This window comes from Xanthomonas sp. NCPPB 4467 (genome assembly GCF_041475665.2).
Classification (GTDB): domain Bacteria; phylum Pseudomonadota; class Gammaproteobacteria; order Xanthomonadales; family Xanthomonadaceae; genus Xanthomonas; species Xanthomonas dyei.
Genome location: NZ_CM191260.1, coordinates 3,401,641 through 3,422,511, shown reverse-complemented (window position 1 = coordinate 3,422,511; position 20,871 = coordinate 3,401,641). Strand labels below are relative to the sequence as shown.

16 protein-coding genes are annotated in these 20,871 nt (G+C 67.0%); 7 read left to right on the top strand and 9 right to left on the bottom strand.

Annotation, left to right across the window (positions count from 1 at the left end; translation table 11 throughout):
• The first annotated feature begins 52 nt into the window (after positions 1-52).
• Positions 53-3,958 (top strand): YhdP family protein, encoded by a 3,906-nt coding sequence (locus tag ACCQ06_RS15060; protein ID WP_349810169.1) that lies wholly within the window; start codon positions 53-55, stop codon positions 3,956-3,958.
• A 5-nt stretch (positions 3,959-3,963) separates the two neighbouring features.
• Here ACCQ06_RS15060 and ACCQ06_RS15055 read toward each other — a convergent pair whose 3' ends face one another.
• Positions 3,964-4,719 carry a DUF6065 family protein gene (locus ACCQ06_RS15055; protein WP_316686919.1) on the bottom strand — a complete coding sequence of 252 codons (756 nt, stop codon included), beginning with the start codon at positions 4,717-4,719 and terminating at the stop codon, positions 3,964-3,966.
• A 99-nt stretch (positions 4,720-4,818) separates the two neighbouring features.
• Here ACCQ06_RS15055 and tldD point away from each other — a divergent pair, with 99 nt between their 5' ends.
• Complete coding sequence (tldD, locus tag ACCQ06_RS15050) at positions 4,819-6,264, top strand: metalloprotease TldD (RefSeq protein ID WP_104616497.1); 1,446 nt, start codon at positions 4,819-4,821, stop codon at positions 6,262-6,264.
• 107 nt (positions 6,265-6,371) lie between these two features.
• Here the strand turns inward: tldD and yjgA are convergent, their stop codons facing one another.
• Entirely contained in the window at positions 6,372-6,995 is a 624-nt protein-coding gene (gene yjgA, locus ACCQ06_RS15045; RefSeq protein WP_316686916.1) for a ribosome biogenesis factor YjgA, read from the bottom strand.
• A gap of 199 nt (positions 6,996-7,194) precedes the next feature.
• On the opposite strand from yjgA, the gene pmbA reads away from it, so the two are divergent.
• Together pmbA and ACCQ06_RS15035 are read left to right on the top strand one after the other, a co-directional pair.
• Positions 7,195-8,562, top strand: coding sequence for a metalloprotease PmbA (pmbA, locus tag ACCQ06_RS15040; protein WP_316686913.1), 1,368 nt, complete (start codon positions 7,195-7,197; stop codon positions 8,560-8,562).
• A 342-nt stretch (positions 8,563-8,904) separates the two neighbouring features.
• The gene (locus ACCQ06_RS15035) at positions 8,905-9,294 is read left to right on the top strand and encodes a DUF4870 domain-containing protein (protein ID WP_228323076.1); all 390 of its coding nucleotides are present in this window, start codon (positions 8,905-8,907) and stop codon (positions 9,292-9,294) included.
• 67 nt (positions 9,295-9,361) lie between these two features.
• On the opposite strand, the gene ACCQ06_RS15030 is transcribed toward ACCQ06_RS15035, so the two are convergent.
• From ACCQ06_RS15030 to ACCQ06_RS15010, 5 genes are all read right to left on the bottom strand, one after another.
• Positions 9,362-10,450 carry a M35 family metalloendopeptidase gene (locus ACCQ06_RS15030; RefSeq protein ID WP_104616500.1) on the bottom strand — a complete coding sequence of 363 codons (1,089 nt, stop codon included), beginning with the start codon at positions 10,448-10,450 and terminating at the stop codon, positions 9,362-9,364.
• A gap of 883 nt (positions 10,451-11,333) precedes the next feature.
• The gene (locus ACCQ06_RS15025; protein WP_316686909.1) at positions 11,334-12,209 is read right to left on the bottom strand and encodes a polyprenyl synthetase family protein; all 876 of its coding nucleotides are present in this window, start codon (positions 12,207-12,209) and stop codon (positions 11,334-11,336) included.
• A gap of 1 nt (position 12,210) precedes the next feature.
• Complete coding sequence (locus tag ACCQ06_RS15020; protein WP_005995187.1) at positions 12,211-12,474, bottom strand: exodeoxyribonuclease VII small subunit; 264 nt, start codon at positions 12,472-12,474, stop codon at positions 12,211-12,213.
• A 31-nt stretch (positions 12,475-12,505) separates the two neighbouring features.
• Entirely contained in the window at positions 12,506-13,807 is a 1,302-nt protein-coding gene (gene tilS, locus ACCQ06_RS15015) for a tRNA lysidine(34) synthetase TilS (RefSeq protein ID WP_316686906.1), read from the bottom strand.
• Positions 13,808-14,100: 293 nt separating this feature from the next.
• Positions 14,101-15,834, bottom strand: a complete 1,734-nt coding sequence (locus ACCQ06_RS15010) for an alkaline phosphatase (protein ID WP_316686904.1) — start codon at positions 15,832-15,834, stop codon at positions 14,101-14,103.
• Between the two features lie 115 nt (positions 15,835-15,949).
• On the opposite strand from ACCQ06_RS15010, the gene ACCQ06_RS15005 reads away from it, so the two are divergent.
• Both ACCQ06_RS15005 and ACCQ06_RS15000 read left to right on the top strand, forming a co-directional pair.
• Entirely contained in the window at positions 15,950-17,290 is a 1,341-nt protein-coding gene (locus ACCQ06_RS15005; RefSeq protein WP_316686902.1) for a dicarboxylate/amino acid:cation symporter, read from the top strand.
• 9 nt (positions 17,291-17,299) lie between these two features.
• A complete protein-coding gene (locus ACCQ06_RS15000; protein WP_316686900.1) occupies positions 17,300-18,139 on the top strand; it encodes a class I SAM-dependent methyltransferase in 840 nt (279 codons plus the stop codon).
• Positions 18,140-18,149: 10 nt separating this feature from the next.
• On the opposite strand, the gene ACCQ06_RS14995 is transcribed toward ACCQ06_RS15000, so the two are convergent.
• Positions 18,150-18,806 (bottom strand): hypothetical protein, encoded by a 657-nt coding sequence (locus ACCQ06_RS14995; protein WP_316692610.1) that lies wholly within the window; start codon positions 18,804-18,806, stop codon positions 18,150-18,152.
• Between the two features lie 413 nt (positions 18,807-19,219).
• On the opposite strand from ACCQ06_RS14995, the gene ACCQ06_RS14990 reads away from it, so the two are divergent.
• Positions 19,220-19,711 carry an acyl-CoA thioesterase gene (locus ACCQ06_RS14990; RefSeq protein WP_055849978.1) on the top strand — a complete coding sequence of 164 codons (492 nt, stop codon included), beginning with the start codon at positions 19,220-19,222 and terminating at the stop codon, positions 19,709-19,711.
• A gap of 345 nt (positions 19,712-20,056) precedes the next feature.
• Here ACCQ06_RS14990 and ACCQ06_RS14985 read toward each other — a convergent pair whose 3' ends face one another.
• Entirely contained in the window at positions 20,057-20,806 is a 750-nt protein-coding gene (locus tag ACCQ06_RS14985) for a C40 family peptidase (protein WP_055849980.1), read from the bottom strand.
• Positions 20,807-20,871 lie beyond the last annotated feature (65 nt).

Sequence of the window (20,871 nt, the reverse complement as noted above, 5' to 3'; positions counted from 1 at the left end):
CGATGCTTGCTCTTCCGATTCCCGATTTCCGATTCCCGATTCCCCGCCGTTAATGTCCACGCCGCTGCGCCGCCGTCTGCGCCTGTTCCGCCGCTATGCGATCACTGCCTGCGCGCTTGCGGTGGTGGCGGTCGCGTTGCTGGTGGGCGCGGCCAGTCAGGCGTTGCCGTTTGCCGAGGAGCATCCGCAGCAGATCGCCGACTGGTTGAGCCAGCGCGCCGGGCAGCAGATTGCCTTTGATCGGCTGGACACCGAGTGGACCCGGCGTGGCCCGTTGTTGCGGCTGGATGGTTTGCGGATCGGCCCGCAGGGCGAGGTGCGCGTGGGCCAGGCGGAGATCCTGCTGGCGATGTACGCCGGCTTGTTGCCCGGGCACTCGTTGACCGAGGTGCGCCTGCGTGGGTTGGCGCTGACTTTGCAACGCAGCGACGACGGCGTGTGGTCGGTGCAGGGCCTGCCGAGCGGGAAGGGTGCCGACCCGCTGGATGCACTGCGTCGGCTTGGCGAGATCCAGCTGGCCGAGGCGCGGCTGAAGGTGAACGCGCCATCGATCGGCCTGGACACCGCCTTGCCGCGGATCGACCTGCGCCTGCGCGTAAGCGGTTCGACGGTCAAGGTTGGCAGCCGCAGCTGGATCGATCTCACGCGTGCGCCGCTGACCGCGGTGCTGGAGTTCGACCGCGACAGCGGCGACGGTAGCGCCTATGCGCAGGCCGACCCGGCCGATCTGGCGGCATGGGCGTCGCTGCTGCAACTCGGCGGCATGCGCGTGGACGGTGGCGGTGGGCGCCTGCAGGCCTGGGCACAGCTGCATGCCCGCCGCATTACCGGCGTCACCGTCGATGCCGACCTCACCCAGGTGGCGCTGTCCGGTGCACCGCTGGCGGACGAGACCGCCCGCCGCACGCTGCGCTGGGAGCGGCTGCAGGCGCGTGCGCGCTGGCAGACCATCGATGGCGGCTGGCGGCTGGACGCGCCGGTGCTACGGCTGGGACAGACAGCCGCGTTGCAGCATCTGGACGGGCTGCGCCTTGCCGGCGGGCGTCGCTATGCGGTGGCTGCCAGACAGGGCGATGTCTCCGGCCTGATTGCCGCCGCCGCCTTGAGCGATCAACTGTCGCCTGCGTTGCGCCGCTGGTTGATCCTGTCCAAACCACAGCTGCGTGTTGCAGATCTGCAGATCGCCGGCGAGCAGGGCGGCGCCGTGCGTGCGCAGGCGCAGATCGAAGACCTCGGTTTCCTGCCGGTGGGCAACTCGCCGGGGATCAGCGGTTTGCGCGGCCGCGTCGATGGCGACGCGCAGGGAGGCGAGCTGGAAACCGCGCCTCAGGCCACCGTGCGCTTCGACTGGCCCACCGGCTTTGGCGTGGTGCATGAGATTCAACTGGCCGGCAAGATCGTCGGCTGGCGCGAAGGAGCGGGTTGGCAGGTCGCCACCCCGGCGCTGCGTGTGCAGGCCAAGGATTACGGCGCCAATGTGCGCGGCGGGCTGTGGTTCCAGAACGACGGCACCCGCCCGCGCCTGCAACTTGCCGCGCAACTGGACGATGTGGCGCTGCCGGTGGCGCGCAAGTTCTGGATCCGCTCCAAGATGAGCAAGGCCGCCATCGACTGGCTGGACATGGCCGTGGCCGGCGGCGTGATCACCGGTGGCACCGGCCTGGTCAGTGGCGATCTGGACCAGTGGCCGTTCGACGATAACGACGGGCGCTTCGAAGCGTTCGGGCAGATCCGCGACGGCGTGATTCGCTTCAATCCGGAGTGGCCGGCGATGGAGCAGGTCCAGGCCGATCTGCGCTTCATCGGCAATGGGTTTTCGTTGCAGGGTAGCGGGGCTCTTGCCGGCACCCCGATCGCGCAACTGGACGCCGGCATTCCCAGCTTCAAGACGTCCGAGCTCTACGTGCGCGCCTCCACCCAGGCCGACGCGGCGCAACTGCTGGGCATGTTGCGCAAGAGCCCGCTGGAGCGCCGCTACGGCGATACCTTGAACAACCTCAGCGTGTCCGGCCCGGCGACGGTGAGCTTCGATCTGCTGCGCCCGTTGCGCACCAAGGGCGTGGGCGGGCATCTGCAGGGCACGGTGGCGTTGCAGGGCGCCAAGTTGGCCGACGCGCGCTGGAATCTGGCCTTCGACCAGGTCAGCGGTCAGGCCGAGTATCGCGATACCGGGTTTGCGGCAGAGCATCTGAGCGTGCAGCACCAGGGCCGCAGCGGCGAGTTGGCACTGCGCGCCGGTGGCTTCGTGCAGGACCCGAAACATGCTTTCGAAGCACGCTTTGGCGCCACCCTGGATGCCAAGGAATTGTTCGACCGCGCCCCGCAGATGGAATGGCTGCGCCCGTATGTGCACGGCAGCGCGCCATGGCAGGTGGGCGTGGATGTACCGCTGCCCACGCCGGGTCAAGCGGACGCGCAGGCGCTGCTGACGCTGCGCTCGGAGCTGGTGGGCACCACGCTGGATCTGCCCGCGCCGCTGGACAAGGCCGCCACCCAACCGCTGGACACGCAGGTCAAGGTGGCCCTGCCGGTCGGCGATGGCGATATCGACGTGGCCTTCGGCAAGCTGGTGGCGCTCAAGGCCAGCAGCCGTGGCGACCAGACCGGCGTACGCGTGGTCATGGGTACCGACACGGTGACCGAGCGCCCGCCCGCTAACGGGTTGGTGGTGACCGGCCGCACCGCCTCCCTGGATGCGATCGACTGGATCAGCCTGGCGCGCGGCAGCAGCGATCAGGACATGCCACCGCTGCCGGGCCAGCCGGCAACGCCCAAGAAAGACGCTGTGCCGCTGCAACAGGTGGACGTGCAGGCGGACAAGCTGCTGATGATTGGCGGGGTGTTTCCGCAGACCCGGCTGCGGCTGCGCCCGACCCGCGATGCGGTGGCGGTGACCCTGGACGGCCCCTCGCTCGCAGGCCAACTCACCGTGCCCAACGCCGACGGCGGCATCGTGCAGGGCAAGCTCAACACCGTGCGCTGGCAACCGGTGGCCGACGCGCCCGAGCCTGCGGCCCCGGAGCCCGGCGACCCACTGGCCGGTGCCCTGCCGGAACCGGCACGCCGCGCGGTCGCCGAGTTCGACCCGGTTTCCATCCCGCCGCTGGCGCTGGATATCGACGACCTGCGCGTGGGCAAGATGACCCTGGGCGCGGCCATCCTGCGCAGCAGCCGGCTCACCGACGGCATGCAGGTGGATCAGCTGCAACTGCGCTCGGACGACCAGAGCATCGGCCTGACCGGCGCCTGGCGCGGCAAGGGCGATGCCGCCAGCACGCGGCTGTCGGCGCGGGTGGACAGCCGCAACCTCGGTAACCTGTTGCAGAACCTCACCCTGGGCGGCCAGCTGCGCGGCGGCGAAGGCCAACTGGAACTCAACGCCGGCTGGCAGGGCTCGCCGACCGGCTTTGCGCTCGGCTCGCTGGACGGCAACCTGAAGGTGGATGTCCGCAACGGCCAGCTGTTGGAAGTGGATCCAGGCGCCGGCCGCGTGCTGGGCTTGCTCAGCGTGGCGCAGTTGCCGCGCCGGCTGATGTTCGACTTCCGCGATTTCTTCTCCAAGGGCCTGGCCTTCAACACCCTGGATGGCGAGGTGCGCTTCGGCGACGGTTTCGCGCGCACCGACGCCATCCGCATCGCAGGCCCCGCAGCCGAGATCGCCATCCGCGGTCAGACCGATCTGCGGGCGCAGACCTTCGACCAGACCGTGGATGTGAACCCCAAGGCCGGCAACCTGCTGACCGTGGTCGGCGCGGTGGCCGGCGGGCCGGTGGGCGCGGCAGTGGGCGCGGCCGCCAACGCGGTGCTCGGCAAACCGCTGGGCGCGATCGGCGCCAAGACCTACCACGTCACCGGGCCTTGGAAAGACCCGCAGGTTGACGTGGTCGAGCGCGAAACGCGCGAGCGTGCACCGAGCAAACCTGCGCCCGCCGGCAAACCCGCCGCGCCGCCGCGCTGACGCACTCAGTCGGCGGCAGCATCATCGTCGCTGCCGGCACGCTTGAACATCGGCAGGCGCAGTCGCGCGCGGTGGCCCGGCACCACCGGCTGCTCCGGCCCCGCAACGCCTCGGAAATACCCGCGCTGCCATTTCTCGCGCGCCGCGGCCGATTGCGTATCGGGCAGTTCATCGAGAAAGCGCGTGCGGCTGTGGGTCCAGTCGGCGTGTTGCTGCGCCAGTTCCGGTGCCTCGGAGAGCGGCATCCACTGCGGCTGCACCTGTTCGATCACCTGCCGCTGCAGCGGGAACAGATGGCAGAACGGCTCGCCTGCGTCGAAGCGCACCTGGCCGGGCCGGGTGAAGCGCCAGTTCATGGTGAAGGTGTACGGGCTCCAGTCGGTTTCCACCAGGCCGCTCAACGCGCCAATGCCGTCCTTGGGCCGGTTCAACGGGCCGGTGACGAACAGGTCGACGCCCTCGTCGGTGCGAAACAGACAGGGGACATGGAAGGTCAGCACGCCGTAGCCGAAGTGGCTGACCGCCGGCGCTGCGCTGCCGGCATCGGTCACGATCCGTAGCGCGTCCAGCCCGTCGCGGCCATCCCAACTGGCCTGAAAACCGGATTGGCACAGCAGCTCCCAGCCATGCGCGTTCGCAATCGCCAGCGGCAGGCAGCGGTACGCATAGCGTTGATCGGTGGCGTCCATCCAGTCGCGCGCATGCGGGGCAGGGCGGATGTCCAGCGTGTGACCATCCAGAACGTGGGCGATGAGCTTCATGCGCTGGCAGTGATCGAAGAACGAGCCGGCGATGATAGCCGCGCCACATGTTCAGCCGGACGACTTGTCTCCCCGGCGCGCGGGCCCCATCCTGACCGCATGACCGATAACGCTCTCACTCTGGCCGAAACCCGGCTGCTGCTTCCCTCCGGCCTGGATGCCGGCCATCTGGACCGCACCTTCGGCGCCCTGCTGGGCCCGGGCATCGACTTCGGCGATCTGTATTTCCAGCATTCGCGACGCGAGAGCTGGAGCGTGGAAGACGGCATCGTCAAGGACGGTGCGCATTCCATCGAACAAGGCGTGGGCGTGCGCGCCATTGCCGGCGAAAAAACCGGTTTTGCGTATTCCGACGACATCCAGCGCGAGACCTTGCTGGAAGCGGCGCAGTCGGCACGTGCGATCTCGCGCGACGGCGGCGCGCAATCCACCCGCGCACTGGTGCGCGGCAATGGCCGCGCGTTGTATCCGGCCACCGACCCGATCGACGACATGGACAGCGCCACCAAGGTGGACCTGCTGCGCCGCATCGACCAATACGTGCGCGCCGCCGACCCGCGCGTCAAACAGGTGATGGTGAGCCTGTCCGGCGGCGTGGACACGGTGCTGATCGCCCGCAGCGATGGCGTGCTGGCGGCCGACGTGCGCCCGTTGGTGCGGTTGAACGTGCAGGTGATTGTCGAACACGGCGGGCGTCGCGAGTCCGGCTATTCCGGCGGCGGCGGTCGTTATGGCTACGCCGAACTGTTTGCCGATGGCCGCCCGGAAGGCTTTGCGCGCGAAGCGCTGCGCCAGGCGCTGGTCAATCTGGATGCCATCCCCGCACCGGCCGGCGTGATGCCGGTGGTGCTCGGCCCCGGCTGGCCCGGCGTACTACTGCACGAAGCGGTGGGGCATGGGCTGGAAGGCGATTTCAATCGCAAGGGCACCAGCGTCTACGCCGGGCGCATGGGTGAGCGCGTCGCCTCACCGGGCGTGACCATCGTCGATGACGGCACCCTGGACGGCCGCCGCGGCTCGCTCAATATCGACGACGAGGGCACGCAGACGCAGTGCACCACGCTGATCGAAGACGGCGTGCTGGTGGGCTACATGCAGGACACCCACAACGCGCGCCTGATGGGCGTGGCGCCCACCGGCAACGGCCGCCGCGAATCGTTCGCGCACCTGACCATGCCGCGCATGACCAACACCTACATGCGCGCCGGCCAGCACGACCCGGAAGAAATGATCCGCTCGGTCAAGAAGGGCATTTACGCGGTGAACTTCGGCGGCGGCCAGGTCGACATCACCAGCGGCAAGTACGTGTTCTCCGCCACCGAGGCCTACCTGATCGAAGACGGCAAGGTCACCGCGCCGGTGAAGGGCGCCACCTTGATCGGCAACGGCCCGGAAACCATGCAGAAGGTGCGCATGATCGGCAACGATCTGGCCCTGGACGAAGGTGTGGGCGTGTGCGGCAAGGACGGGCAGAGCGTGCCGGTCGGCGTCGGCCAGCCATCGCTGTTGATCGACGGCATTACGGTGGGTGGGACCCAGGCGTGATCTCCGTAGGGACCGGGGACCGGGGACCGGGGACCCGGGAAGAGCGAGAGCTGTTGCCCGGACGGTTACTCGGGATCGAAAAAAATAAGGCGTTGTCGCTTTTGCAGTTACCCGGGTCCCCGGTCCCGGGTCCCCGGTCCCGCATTGTCGATGTCGTCGCTATCGATATCGGCATCGTCAGCGTCGTCGGTCTCGGCAGCAGCGTCTTCGCCGGTCCGGCCGGACAACTCGCGCAGCACCTGGAACAGTTCGCGGTAGGCGCGCGGCGGCTTGTTCTTGGCGCGTTCGTGGATCGCGTTGCGCACCAGTTGGCGCAGTTGCTGGCGATCGGCCGCCGGGTAGGCTTCCAGCAGCTCGGCCAGCGCCACGTCGTTCTCGGCCAGCAGGCGCTCGCGCCAGCGCTCGACGCGATGGATCGCCGCCACTTCACGGCGCGCGGTGTCGCTGTTGGCATCCAGCGCATCGCGGATGGCGGCCAGCGTCTCGTCGTCCTCGCGGCGCATGTGCTTGGCCAGAAACGCCAGCTGCCGCTTGTGCGCGATATGCGAGGTGATGCGCTTGCTCTCTTCGATATGCGGGATCAGCGACTCGGGCACCGGCAACTTGGCCAGCTGCGCCGGGGTGAGCGCCACCAGCTTTTCGCCCAGGTCGAAAATTTCCAGCGCCTCGCGCCGTTGCTGGCTGCGGCTGGTGCCACGAAATTCACCGGTATCTTCATCGCGTCCGCGCATTGCCACTACATCCCGAAACTTGGTTAGTTAAATTTCCGGCCACGAACGGCCGGACTCCGGCGGAAGACTCCGCCCTACATTCAGACACTGCGGCCATGGATAGCCGAGCTTTCTGCGGACGGATCCGCATCCACATTCAGACAGTCCGGCCATGATGGCCGGGTTTTCGCGGACGGATCCGCATCCAAAGGATAAAGCATTGAACGCACTCTCCTCCGAAACCCGTGTCGCCGACGACAGCCTGCAGCGTCTGGACGCACTGACCGATATCTCGCAACGCCTGCTCGAGCGCGCCCGTGCGGCCGGCGCCACCCAGGCCGAAGTGAGCTGCAGCGAAGAGCGCGGCCTGGACGTCAACGTGCGCCTGGGCGATGTGGAAACGGTCGAATCCACCCGCGACCGCGGCATTGCGGTGACGGTCTACTTCGGCAAGCGCAAGGGCAGTGCCAGCACCGCCGACCTGCAGGACGCCAGCCTGGAATCCACCGTGGCCCAGGCCTGCGCGATTGCGCGTTACACCGAAGACGACCCGGCGTCCGGCCTGGCCGACCCGGCGCTGATGGCGCACGACTTCCCCGACCTGGATAGCTGGCACCCGTGGGCGCTGGACGCCGACACCGCAGTGGATCTGGCGCTGGCCTGCGAGGCCGCCGGTCGCGATGCGGACGCACGCATCAGCAATTCCGATGGCGCCTCGGCCAGCACCGGGCTCAGCCTGTCGGTGTACGCCAATTCGCACGGGTTCATCGGACGCGAGCGCGGCACCCACCATTCGATCAGCTGCGCGCTGATCGCCGGGCAGGGCGACGGCATGCAGCGCGATGGCTGGTACAGCAGCGCCCTGGCCCGCGAAGACCTGGAAGCGCCGGATGCCATTGGGCGGCATGCCGCCGAACGCACCCTGGCGCGCCTGGCGCCGCGTTCGCTGCCGACCGGCTCGCTGCCGGTGCTGTTTGCGCCGGAAGTGGCGCGCTCGCTGGTCGGCCATCTGCTGGGTGCGGTCTCCGGTGGCGCGTTGTATCGCCGCGCCAGCTTCCTGCTCGACAGCGTTGGCACCAAGCTGTTCCCGGACTGGTTCAACATCGAAGAACTGCCGCATCTGCGCCGCGGGCTGCGCTCGGCCGCCTTCGATGGCGAAGGCGTCGCCACCCGACAGTCGGCACTGATCACCGACGGCGTGCTGCAGCGCTACGTGCTGGGCAGCTACTCGGCACGCAAGCTGGGCCTGCAGACCACCGCCAATGCCGGTGGCGTGCACAACCTGCAGGTCAGCGCCAACGCCGGCAACCTGGCCGCGATGATCGGCGGCATGTCGCGCGGCCTGCTGGTCACCGAACTGATGGGCAACGGCGTCAACCCGGTGACCGGCGATTACTCGCGCGGTGCCGGTGGCTTCTGGATCGAGAACGGCGCCATCGCCTATCCGGTGGACGGTCTGACCATTGCCGGCAATCTGCGCGAGATGTTCGCCGGCATCGAAGCGGTGGGCAGCGACGTCGACCCGCGCTCGCACGTCAAGATCGGCTCGGTGCTGGTCAACCGCATGACCGTGGCGGGCGATAGCTGAGCCGTCGCCCGGGCTGAGGTTTGGGCATGCCTAACGGGCATGGTCGGCGGACTGGTCCCGCCGACCATGCCGCGTTGGGCCCCCGGCTGGCCATGCGCGCGTGCTGTCCGGGCTCCCCGCCAGATGTGCACGGTGTGGGCCTCTCCAGTACGCAGGAACAACGGGGCGAACCCAACGCCGCTGCGCCATGCCGCAGCGCTCTCGCTCGCGTCATCGCCCAAACGGAGGGCGCGAGCTGTCGCCCCGGGTGGGTGACTAAAACCAGACCATGTCTTCCCGCACTGGTGGCTAGATGAATCGTTGTTATAGTCCGCCGCACCACAATCATGTTCGGGGAGATCTATGAGCGAATTCGAGACACACGCCGCGCCGCCACCGCCGCCGGTCGGCAGCAGCACGCCGTCGGAAGAGCGCACCCTCGCGCTGGCCGCACACCTGCTGGGCATCGTGACCTACTTCGTCGGCGCGCTGGTGATCTGGCTGATCAGCAAGGACGCCAACCCGTCCAAGCCGTTTGCCACCGACCAGGCCAAGGAGGCGTTGAACTTCCAGATCACGGTGACCCTGGCCATGATCGTGGCGGTGATCCTGGCCATGGTGTCGTTCGGCATCCTGTTCTTCCTTCCGACCCTGGTATGGATCGGTAGCCTGGTGTTCTGCATCCTGGCCGCGGTCAAGGCCAACAACGGCGAGCATTACCGCTACCCGTTCACGCTGCGCCTGATCAAGTAATCCGGCACGCGTAACACAAAGGCCCGGCATCGCTGCCGTGCCTTTGTCGTTTCAGACAATGATGCGATCAGTTCTGCGCCGGAGTGTTCTCGGCAAAGTACTCGTGGCTGTCGGCGTTGGTGATGGCCTGCGCCGGATTGCTTTGGGCCAGGCTGCGTGCGCCGGCCTGGCCGTAGACGCGGTCCTGGGTGCCGGCCACTACGCTGAAATGGCTCATCTCGTGCACCAGCGTGCCGGCCTTGGAGTCGGTGCCGCGCACCGGTGCGCTCCAGAACGCGTTGCAGACGTAGATTTCATACGGCGCATTCGCATACACATAGGCGTAGGAGCTGTCGGTGCAATTGCAGTTGACGGTGATCTGGCCGTTGTTCTGGTCCAGCGCGTTGTCGATGTTGACGAAGTTGGAGCTGACCCGGCTGTAGCGGGACGCGTTGTAGGCACCGAACCAGGTGGTGTAACGCGCGCCGGTGCTGCCGCCGTTGAGATAGGTGCGCGCGTTCTGCGAGTAGGTACGCGCCGCATCCACCGCCGAGGCGATCTGGCTGGTGCGGGTGGTGCTGCAGTTGAGGTAGTTGATGCCATTGACCACGGCGGTGGGGCCGACGGCCAGCTGGCGCTGCACGCCGCGGTTGACGCCGTCCAGCCAGACGGTGAGCGGGGTGCTGGTGGCCACGGCCGGCAGGCCGTTGGCGGCCTTCATCAGGCTGCCATCGGACAGCGAGGCGTATTGCAGCGAGGAGCGCACCTGGATGGTGTAGTTGCCGCTGGTGGACAGGTCATAGGCACCGGCCAGATCCACCTCGCCCTGGACGCTCTGGCCCGGCTGCAGAATGGTGAAGTCGGCTGCCTTGGGCAGGCCGCGCTTGACCAGACGCCCGGTGTAATCCACCGGCTTGCCATCGCGGCTCACCTCCAGGATGCCGTTGTCCAGCGACTTGAGCGGCAGCTGGTAGGTCGGAACGCGGGCAACCTGGCTGCCGTTGTTGGTGACGGTTACCGCGATCTTGCCTTGATGTCGCCCGGCCTGGTCGGCCACTGGCGCCAGTTCGATGGTCAACGGAACCGGGCCGCGCACAGACTGCGCCTGCGCTGAACCGAGCACGCCGACGACGGCCAGCGTGCCTGCTGCAAACGATGCGAGAAAAACATTCTTCACCAGTGACTCTCCTTGGTCGGGGGATGCCCGCAAGCGCGGGCAACCCAAACCTAGGCAGAGCGACCGGGCGCGACAAGTCGTTCAATTAGCGATATTTCTGTATGTCGTGCATTGGTCATGCGTCCTGATGTATCACCGGTGTAGATAATTCATCAATAAAGCGTGCAAGCCGTCATGAAAATTTGTCAGTTCTGTGTCGCTGGCTGACACAAAATCTGGCGAGCAATGTGTCGTTTTGTGACCAGGCTCGCCTGTTGCCTGGATGGACCCATGCAAGCGACCGTGCGGTGGCGCACGGAATGCGCAAACATGTCGCGCAAAGCGAATGAGTGCGTGCGCCACCCGCTGTGGATGCCTTGGCTGCGGGCAGTCTCGTGATGCGTCACGGAGCTATGCGTTGGATGTCGCCCAGTGGCACTGAGTACCGGCGACCGCGACACCGATAGGCTCTCGGTTACGAGGTGTCACGTGCTGGGCGACTACTTCGGCGTCGGACTCTCGGCACACCCAATCGCGCTCGTAACCACTCATTCCGCCGTCGATGCAGCGGCAATCGTCGCTCCAAGCCTGTCTGCAGGCGATGTCAGACATCCCCGGGCGTTAGGTAAATGTGGGGAGGGCTGTCGGTGGGTGCGAGATTGCCGGGAAGCGTGATCTGCGAATGGAAGGCGCTGGATCCAGGCAACGGATATGCCCGCATGGCGAGACCTGCCGTCCCTTCGTCCGTCGCGCATGGAGCGACTACCAAAGCGTCTGCGCGACCAAGCGACAGCGGTCTGGCGTAGCCGTTGCTCGAAATCGGCATGTGCGGCTGATGCACTCCGCTGCCCGCGCGTCGCTTACACGCGCCTGGCAGCGGCTCGCGACGCTTGGTTAGCCGCGCCTAGTGCGCGCGGTCCACCGCAAACCGGCCCAGGGTCGCCAGGGTCTCGCCGGGCGGACCATAGGGCTGCAGCACATCGTGCATGCGGGTTGCCAGCTCGGCCAGCTTGGCTTTGGCGCCGTCCATGCCGAGCAAGGCGGGGTAGGTGGATTTGGATTGCGCAGCGTCCTTGCCGGCGGTCTTGCCCAGCTGCGCCGAGCTCGATTCCACATCCAGGATGTCGTCGCGCACCTGGAAGGCCAGGCCCAGCGCATCGGCAAAGTCGTCCACCCCCTGTTGGTCGGCCGGCGCGGCGCTGCCGGTCAACGCGCCCATGCGCACTGCGGCGCGAATCAGCGCACCGGTCTTGAGCGCGTGCATGCGCTGCAGCGCGTGCAGCGATTGCAACTGACCGGTGGCATCGATATCCAGCGCCTGGCCGCCGCACATGCCCGCTGCACCGGCCGCAGTGGCCAGGCTCTGCAACCAGCCCACGCGCAGCTCGGCGCTGACGGGCGCGGTGGCCAGCAGTTCGAAGGCGCGTGTCTGCAGTGCATCGCCGGCCAGGATGGCGGTGGCCTCGTCGAAGGCGATGTGCACGGTGGGCTGGCCGCGACGCAGCGCGTCGTCGTCCATCGCCGGCAGGTCGTCGTGCACCAGCGAATAGGCATGGATCAGCTCGACCGCCACGGCGGGGGTGTCCAGCGTGTCTTCATCGGCGCCAAACAGCGCACCGGTGGCATACACCAGCAGCGGCCGCATGCGTTTGCCGCCGCCCAGCACCGCGTGCCGCATCGCCGCGTGCAGACGCAGCGGTGCCAGCGTGGCGCTTGGCAAGCCTGCGTCGAGGCTGCGTTCAGTGCGAGCGATCCAGTGTTCGAACAGCGCGGGACTCACCTCAGCCGCCGTCCAGCGACGGCGGCTCGAAGGCTTCGGCAAGCTCGGGGCGGGCCGGGTCGGTCAGCAGACGGACGCGCAGTTCGGCCTGTTCCAGCGCCTGTTGGCAATCGCGGTACAGGCCGATGCCGCGTTCGTAAGCGCTGAGCGATTGCTCCAGGCTCAGGTCGCCGACTTCCATTTTCTGCACCAGTTGCTCGAGTTCTTCCAACGACTGTTCGAAGCGGGCAACCGGGGATGTTTCGTTCAAGGACTTCTTGGCCATTGCGAAAGTGTGCGGCGCGCGCGCAGGCGGGTCAATTCGCGTCGGCATGCATGCGCCACTGCAGACGTGCGCCATTGGCCTGCAGCCAGTCCGTCAATGCAGCGGAGACGATGCGATCGCCGGCAGCGAGCACCTGATCGTCGGCCCACAGAATCGGCAGGCGATCGCGGTGCCATGGCGGCAGATCCACCGTTTGCAGCACATGCTTGAGCCGATGCGAGTGCGTGCGCCGCGGCAGCGCGATGCGCTCCCCACCGTGTCGGGCACGTACCAGCAGCGGGTGCGCGAAGCGCAGCCCCGCGGGTCCGTGCAGTTGCAGTTGCGCGCCATCGGGCAACTGCAGTGGCTGCGCGCCATCCCACCGCGCGGACCACTGCGCCGGCCATGCCGGTGTTGGACGAAGCAGGTACAGGCAATGCCGCCAGCGCCGCACTTCGACCTGCTGCCAGGCAAAGCAGGCGTGGCGATCCGGCGCGTGGATGTCGATTTCCCGTTCCAACGCAACCACGCCCTGCGCAGGCAGCGGCGGTGCACCGGTTGCGGTAACCCACACACGCAGCAACCGCGGCCGGCGTGCGGCGGGCTGTGCGCGTAATAGATGCAGATCCAGTGCGCCACTGTCGGTGACCAGGCCCGGAAGCACGGCCACATCGTCGTGCAGCAGCAGATCGCTGGCGTCGGCGCTCAGCTGCGCGCTGCGTGCCAAGGCATCAGTGGCTTGCGGCCAGCGTTGCTGCAGCAACGGCAGCACCTGCGTGCGCAAGAAGTTGCGGTCGTAGCGGGCATCGGCGTTGCTGGGATCGTCGATCCAGTGCAAGCCGTGCAGGCGTGCATAGGCGTGCAGGTCGGCGCGTGCATGGGTCAGCAATGGGCGCCATAACGTGCCGGCGGCAAACGGGCGCTGCGCACGCATTGCCGCCAAGCCGTCCGGGCCCGATGCACGCAGTGCGCGCAGCAGAAACGTTTCGGCCTGATCGTCGCGATGGTGGGCCAGCGCCAGCCATTCGCCAGGCGCCAGCCTGTCGGCAAACGCGGCGTGGCGCGCTTGACGCGCGGCTGCCTCCAGCCCCAGGCCGCTATCGCGCGCGACCTGCACCTGCGCGATGTGCAACGGCACCTGCAGTGCTGCGCAGGTGCGCTGGCAATGCGCGGCCCAGGCGTCGGCGTCGGCATGCAGGCCGTGATGTACGTGCAGCGCACGCAGACCGCGATCGCGGTACGCCGGCGTGGCAGCCAGCGCGTGCAGCAACACCCCCGAATCCATGCCGCCGCTGTAGGCGATCAGCACCGGGCCGGGCGGGGTGGCGGGCAGCAGGGGTGGTGTGTCGGTCACCGGGTGCTCAATCGATGCGGGTCGTTGCTGGATGGGCAAACCAACGATGTGCGCGAACGTCAGCGATCCGTGCATCGCATCGCGCGGCTTGGGAACATCGACCATCCATCGTCGTCCTCTTCCTCTTCCTCGTCATCGCAGCGCGTGGCGTACCGGGCACCACGCGCCGATGAAGCGGAACCATCGCATCGCCGCGCATCATGCGAGACGCGGTCCGCCCATGCGGCAGACGTGTCCGGCACGGTGGCGCTGATCGCCTACCCACCAGCCGCCGCTGCGCAGCCATCTGCACATCAACGCTTCGCCGCCGCCTCGAACGTGGTCGGCGTGGGCAACTGCACCGGCACGCCGGCGCTGTCGCAGGTGCCGGCCTTGCACAGGCGCTCGCGCAGACGCGGGGTCGCCTGGACGATGACGTGGTAGATCACGTTCTCTTCCAGCGTGCCGCGGAATGCCGCGCTGCCCGGGCCGGTGGCCCAGATGCCGACGTCTTCGCCGCCATGGCTTTCGGACTTGGTCGGTACCAGCGACTCCTGCATGTAGCTGGGCGCTTCGGTATCGACATGAGTGAGGTCGGGGCGGCCTTGGGCCGGCTCGCTGCTGCTGGGCTCGTGCGGGTACTTCTTCGGGCCGGCAGGCTGTGCGTTGGTCGCGCCGGTGTGGCCGGGGCCGTTGGCGTAGCTGAGGGTGGTGTAGGGCTGGCCGGCCAGGTCGGTGGCCAGCTGGCTGCGGTCGCCTTCTTCGCCGCCGGTGCCGCGGACCTTGCCCAGGATCGGGTTGCCGCGCACCGGGTAGCCGACGAAGTTGAGCGTGTGCGAGTGGTCGGCGGTGACGATGATCAGGGTGTCGGCCGGTGCAGTTTCCACTGCGGCGCGTACCGCATCGGACAGCGACACCGTCTCGTCGAGCGCGCGGTAGGCGTTGCCGGCGTGGTTGGCGTGATCGATGCGGCCGCCTTCGACCATCAGCACGAAACCATTCGGGTCGCGCGACAGCGACTGGATCGCGGTGCGGGTCATCTCGGTCAGGCTGGGCTCGCCCTGCGGGCCGCGGTTGCGGTCGTGGTCGAACTGCATATGGTCCGGCTCGAACAGGCCCAGCAGCGCGGGTGCGCCGGCAGCGGCCTGCAGCTGCTGCTCGTTCCAGACGTACGCACCTTGCGGATGCGCCTGCTTCCATTCGGCGACCAGGTCGCGGCCGTCCAGGCGCAGGCCGACCTTGTCGTCGTACTCCGGGTCGCGCTCCTGCACGGTCTGGAACTGGCTGCGGCCGCCGCCGAGCACCACTTGCGGGCCGCGCCCGTAACGGGCGGTGGACAACAGCTGCTGGGCGATGTCCTGGCAGCCGGCCGCGCGCGCCGCCTCGGGCAGGTCGGTATCGTTTTCCCAGTTGCGGTCCGGCGAATGCGCGTAGGTCGCTGCCGGGGTGGCATGGGTGAGACGGGTGGTGGTGACCACACCGGTAGCCATGCCGGCGCTGTCGGCCAACTGCAACCAGCTCAACAGCCCCTTGTTCAAACTGTCGGCGCAGTCGCTGCGGTTACCGCTGCTGACGCCGATCGCGCCCATGTGCGACTTCACGCCGGTGGTGATCGCGGTCATGGTGCCGGCCGAATCCGGCGTCTGCGAATCGGTGTTGTAGGTCTTGCTGAAGGCGGTGGCCGGGAACTGCTCCCACGACAGCAGGTTCTCTTCGCCCGGCCCGCCCTTGCGCTGCCCGTCCAGGATGCGCGCGGCTGCCACCGTGGTCAGGCTCATGCCGTCGCCCAGGAACAGGATCACGTTGCGTGCCTTGCCGGCCATGGCGCCGTTGCCGGCCGCACGCGCGGCGCCGGAGCGGTACCACCACTGCGGAGTCTCGCCGGCCGGGTGCGTCACCGGCGGCACGTCCACGCGGATGGCGGCGGGTGCGGATGCGGTGGTTCCGGCAGTGGAGGCGCAGGCGGCCACGCACAGGGTGGTCAGGGCGGCGAGGGCAGGCAGGCGGTAACGCATCGGGTTCGAACTCGTGGCTGAATCAGCGCCCATTATGCCGGCCTGTGTCCGTCGCACAGATGACACGCTGCTGTTCCAGTCGTGGCCTCGCGGGCAAGCCAGGCCTGCGCTAAGGTGCATGCACTCTCCCCCCGGATGATTCGACGACATGAGACTGGTTGCGGCCTGGTTGCGCATTCCGTTCTGGCAGCGCGTGGTGGCCGGCTTCGTTCTCGGCGCGATTGCCGGTGCGGCGATGGGCCCGGCGGCCGAGGTGTGGTTTGGCCCGCTCGGCGATCTGTACGTCACCCTGATCAAGATGATTGCGATCCCGCTGGTGTTCTTCGCGGTGATCAATGCGATTTCGTCGTTGCACGGGCAAAAGTCGGTCGCTGCGCTCGGCGGGCGCACCTTCCTGTGGTTCGTGATCACCGCTGCGCTGGCGGTCGGCGTCGGCCTTGCGGTGGGCACGCTCATGCAGCCGGGCGCCGGGCATTTCAGCCTGAGTGTGGACTCGGCGTGGAAGCCGCGCGATGTGCCCAGCCCGATCCAGGTGTTGCTGGACGTGGTGCCGTCCAACCCGTTCTACGCACTGACCGGCATCGGCAGCAAGATCAACGCGGCCGGCGAAACCGTGCTAGTGGCCGGGCGTGGGTCGATCCTGCCGGTGATCTTCTTTGCCGCATTGCTCGGCTTTGCGATGGTCAAGCTTGGCGAACGGGTGGCCGAGGCGCGCAAGCTCACCGGGCAACTGAGCGACATCATGATCCAGGTGACGCGCTTCGTGCTGGAGATGACTCCGCTCGGCACCTTCGGCCTGATTGCCGGGCTGGTCGGCACCTACGGCTTCAAAAAGCTGCTGCCGTTCGGCAGTTTCGTGCTCGCGCTGTATGTGGCCTGCGCCATCCATATCCTGGTGGTCTACAGCAGCCTGTTGCTGGCGCACGGGCTCAACCCGTGGAAGTTCTTCCGTGGCGCGGCGCCTGGCATGCAGGTGGCCTTCGTCAGTTCGTCGAGCTTTGCCGCGATGCCGGTGGCGATGCGTTCGATCACCCACAATCTGGGCGTCAGCAAGGACTACGCCGCATTTGCGGTGCCGCTGGGCGCCAGCATCAAGATGGACGGCTGCGGCGCGATCTATCCGGCGCTGTGTGCGGTGTTTATCGCCCAATACACCGGCGTGCCGTTGACTGCCAATCAATACTTCGTGGTGCTGATCGCCTCGGTGCTGGGCAGCTTCGGCACCGCCGGTGTGCCGGGCACCGCAGTCATCATGGCCACCGTGGTGCTCAGCGCGGCCAACCTGCCGCTGGAAGTGATCGGGTATCTGTATGCCATCGACCGCATCCTCGACATGATGCGCACGATGACCAACGTTACCGGACAGATGTTGGTGCCGGTGCTGGTGGCCAAGGAAACCGGTTTGCTGGACAAGACGGTCTATGAGTCGGCATCCACCAACGTGGGGCTGGAAGATCCGCCCGCCGACAGCGCCAAGCCGCTGCGCTGAGCGGCACGCATGACGGTTGCATTTCCCGTGTTGCGTGAGCGCCTGGCGCAGCTGCCCGCGCTGGACAGCGTGGATGGCGTGTTCGTTCAACGCACGCTTGCCGACGATCCGTTCGAGGATCGCTATCTGGAGGTGCGGCGCAAGGAAGGCCGGCTATATACCGATGCGCAGGTGCGTAGCCTGCCGCGCCCCAGCGGCAAGCTGGGGACAACGTTGGAATGGCGCGTGCGCGCCCTGTCCAGCAGTTTGCTCGTGCAGCATCTGCAAGCACGCGCAAGCGAGGGTGCAGGCGAGGGCGCCATTCTCGAACTGGGTTGCGGCAACGGCTGGCTATCTCAGCTACTGGCGCAGTCCCTACAGCGTGACGTGTGCGGTATCGACGTCAATCGCACGGAGCTCACGCAGGCCGCGCGCGTGTTCGGCCACGACCAACGGCTGAGTTTTGTCGCTGCCGATATCCAGACCCTGGCGCTGCCACACGATGTCTTCGATGTCATCGTGGTGCCGGCATGCATCCAGTATTTTGCCGATCCTGCGGCCTTGGTGCGTCACCTGCTTGCGCAACTGCGCGACGACGGCGAGTTGCACATCCTCGACAGCCCCCTGTATCCAGATCGGCAGCGTGCCGACCAAAGCGCTGCACGCAGCCTGCGTTATTTCACCGGCCTTGGCGTTCCTGCATTGGCCGAGCAATACCACCAGCACACCTATGCCGCCTTCGACGCGTTTGCAGTGCAATGGCTGTTCGATCCACGCCATCTGCGTGCGCGTATGCGCCGTCTGCTCAAACTGCGGCAACCGCATTTTCCGTGGTTGTGTCTTCGCAAGCAGGACAACCAGGGGCGGTAGCTTGGTGGCGTCATCGCCCTTGTAGGGCCTCCATCAACGTCGTCGCTTGCGGCGCCTTGTGCTGCGCGACCGCGCCGACCACGATAAAAAACGTCAGCACGCCGATCAGCGGCCACAACGTGTGGCGAACGCATAACCACCACCAGCCTTGCGCCTGCACGCCGCGCATGCGTCGATACAGCCCGCCTGCCAGCGCCGCGTCCACCAGAAGCTCGGCCATCAACACCGGCGCCGACCACACCACCCAAGCGGCAGCAACGATTGCGACTGCGGCGGCGGCCAGCACTGCCACTATCGCCAAGATCGGCAGTCCGGCGTCGCCATCGACGAAGTCCGGCAGTGCTCCGTCCCCCGAAACATTCGAGCTGGATCCGGATGGCGCGCTCCATGTGCCGGACCTACCCGCGCCGCTGGAGTTGCCGCCGTGGCCGGCCCATCCCGAGGCGTCCTGCGTCTGGCTGCTGGCGAGGTCGACGCAGTCGCCCGCCAGTTCATCGTCTAGGTCGTTGCGCCAGCGTAACCATACCCACATCAGCAGCAGAAACAGGCCATAGGCGACCAGCGTCGCCATCGGGTAGCGCACCACCATCGCATCGACGCCGGCATTGCGCAGCAGGAACGAGGCCAGCAGCCCGCCTGTTGCCGTGGTCAACACAATGGCGCTCATCTGCAAGCGCGGCCAACCGTCGCGTTCCAGATGCTGCCTTGCATGCTCGATGGTGAATCGTCTTCGGTCCGACATGACGCGCTGCCTCCTGCTGCGGGCAGCCTTGCCCGAATGCGGAGAGTAAGTGACTTTCGATCAGGCTTGCACGCGCTTTGCTGTAGCTGTGCGATTTGTCCAGGGACCGGTGGTCGATGAGGATCTGGCTGGTCCGGAGCGCGCAAGCGAGCACGCGCCAAGTCCTGGGGGACGCGCCTACGGTGTGTGAGTCTCGTCATCACGTGCGGCGGGTGTGAGAGACCTGCAAGGCAGGCGCAGGGCCGCGCTTTCCTGCAGCGCATCTGCGTGCGCGGGGCGAATCCCTTCAACGCGCGCGCATGGCACACTTTCAGCCCATCCCCTGGTGAGAGTGTGCAGTGATTGGCCAACAACGTGACCTGACATTTCGTTTTCTGGCCGAGCCCAGCGACGTCAACTTCGGCGGCAAGGTGCATGGCGGCGTGGTGATGAAGTGGATCGACCAGGTCGGTTTTGCTGCGGCCAGTGGCTGGAGCGGGCATTACTGCGTGACGGTGGCGGTAGGCGGCATCCGCTTTGTGGCGCCGGTACGGATCGGCGATCTGGTCGCGGTGTCGGCCAAGCTGGTCTACACCGGGCGCAGCAGCATGCATTTCGCCATCGATGTGCGTGCGCGCAGCCCGATGGGCGGCGATTCGCGCTTATGCACCCATTGCATCATCGTGTTCGTGGCGATGGATCCGGACGGCGTCACGCCGGTGGAAGTCCCCTCCTGGCGGCCGGACACGCCCGAAGATCAGCGCCTGGCCGAGTACGCACTCAAGGTGATGGAGCTGAGCAAGGGCATCGAGGACACCATGGCGCACTACCGGGCCGATACGTCCGGCTGAGCGCGGCTAACAAAATGTAGCGAGCCGTCGTCAGTGATGTGGGCGGCGCGCTCAGGAGCGGAGGGGACGCGTGGCAGATGCCCAACGGGTACCGGCAGCGCTGTCCTGGCGGCTCTGCACAGTCGTTTGCAGGCTGCTGTAAGCGTTGCAGCGCCGTCCTGACCCTATGATGCCGTGACGTAGTGCGCTGGTGTGGGCGCCTGGGCCAGCTGCGAGAACGTTGAAAGTAGCGGCTGCCACAGGGCCGTCACATGACCGTTTCGATGACGACGTCCACAAGAAAAACACAAAAAGAAAGCCGCGGGTTCGCCGCGGCTTTCTTTTAATCGTTTGCGGCACTCAGGCTTACAGCACCCGGCGCGCCTGGATGAACTTCTCGCTCCAGTAGCCACTGGCCAACGAATCCACGCGCACGTCCTTGCCGCGGCTGGGCGCGTGCAGGAACTTGCCGTCGCCGACCACCAGGCCCACATGATCGATGCGGCCGCGCTTGCCGAAGAACACCAGGTCGCCTGCCTTCAGTGCGTTCGGGTCCTTGATCAATTCGGCCGATTCGTCGCGGGCGATGTCGCGCGAGACGCGCGGCAGGTCGATGCCGAGTGCGGTCTTGAACACGTAGCCGACCAGGCCGCTGCAATCGAAGCCCTCGGTGGACTCGCCGCCCCAGACGTATGGGGTGCCCAGCAGGGCCATGGCACGCTGCAGGATCACCTGCACGCGGCTGTCGGCAACGGCGTTCTGCGCAGCATTGGCCGCGCTCTGCGAGACATCGTAATTGGCGAGCAGGCGGCTGAGGTCCCCGGCGAACATCGCCGAGCGGTCCATCAGCGGAATGGCGTCATTGGCGGCCAGATGAGGAAGCAGAGCGGCCAGCGTAGCGGTGGCAGCGGCGTCGGCGCGGCTGCGGGTTGCGGCTTTCTCGGCGGCGACGGCGCTGTCTGGCGTTGTCGTCTGTGCAGCGGATGGGGGGGTATTGGCGGTCTGCGCCAGCGCGGGCAGTGCGGCAATCCAGAGAGCGGTAGCGCATAGCAGGCGGAGCGGTTTCCGGAGCGGAAGCGGTGCGGCGCCAGTTTTGATCTGTTCGTCGTTCGTCACGCGGGAATCACAATTCTGCTGTCGATGCGGGATGATGCCTTGGTGAACGAATCGTTACGTTCAAA

Bases quoted from the DNA above. Each gene is read 5' to 3' on its own strand.
- ACCQ06_RS15055 (WP_316686919.1), bottom strand. From the start codon at position 4,719: ATGAAGCTCATCGCCCACGTTCTGGATGGTCACACGCTGGACATCCGC.
- ACCQ06_RS15020 (WP_005995187.1), bottom strand. From the start codon at position 12,474: ATGGCCAAGAAGTCCTTGAACGAAACATCCCCGGTTGCCCGCTTCGAA.
- ACCQ06_RS15010 (WP_316686904.1), bottom strand. From the start codon at position 15,834: ATGGGCGCTGATTCAGCCACGAGTTCGAACCCGATGCGTTACCGCCTG.
- tldD (WP_104616497.1), top strand. From the start codon at position 4,819: ATGACCGATAACGCTCTCACTCTGGCCGAAACCCGGCTGCTGCTTCCC.
- ACCQ06_RS15005 (WP_316686902.1), top strand. From the start codon at position 15,950: ATGAGACTGGTTGCGGCCTGGTTGCGCATTCCGTTCTGGCAGCGCGTG.
- ACCQ06_RS15000 (WP_316686900.1), top strand. From the start codon at position 17,300: ATGACGGTTGCATTTCCCGTGTTGCGTGAGCGCCTGGCGCAGCTGCCC.
- ACCQ06_RS14995 (WP_316692610.1), bottom strand. From the start codon at position 18,806: ATGAGCGCCATTGTGTTGACCACGGCAACAGGCGGGCTGCTGGCCTCG.
- ACCQ06_RS15060 (WP_349810169.1), top strand. From the start codon at position 53: ATGTCCACGCCGCTGCGCCGCCGTCTGCGCCTGTTCCGCCGCTATGCG.
- yjgA (WP_316686916.1), bottom strand. From the start codon at position 6,995: ATGCGCGGACGCGATGAAGATACCGGTGAATTTCGTGGCACCAGCCGC.
- ACCQ06_RS15035 (WP_228323076.1), top strand. From the start codon at position 8,905: ATGAGCGAATTCGAGACACACGCCGCGCCGCCACCGCCGCCGGTCGGC.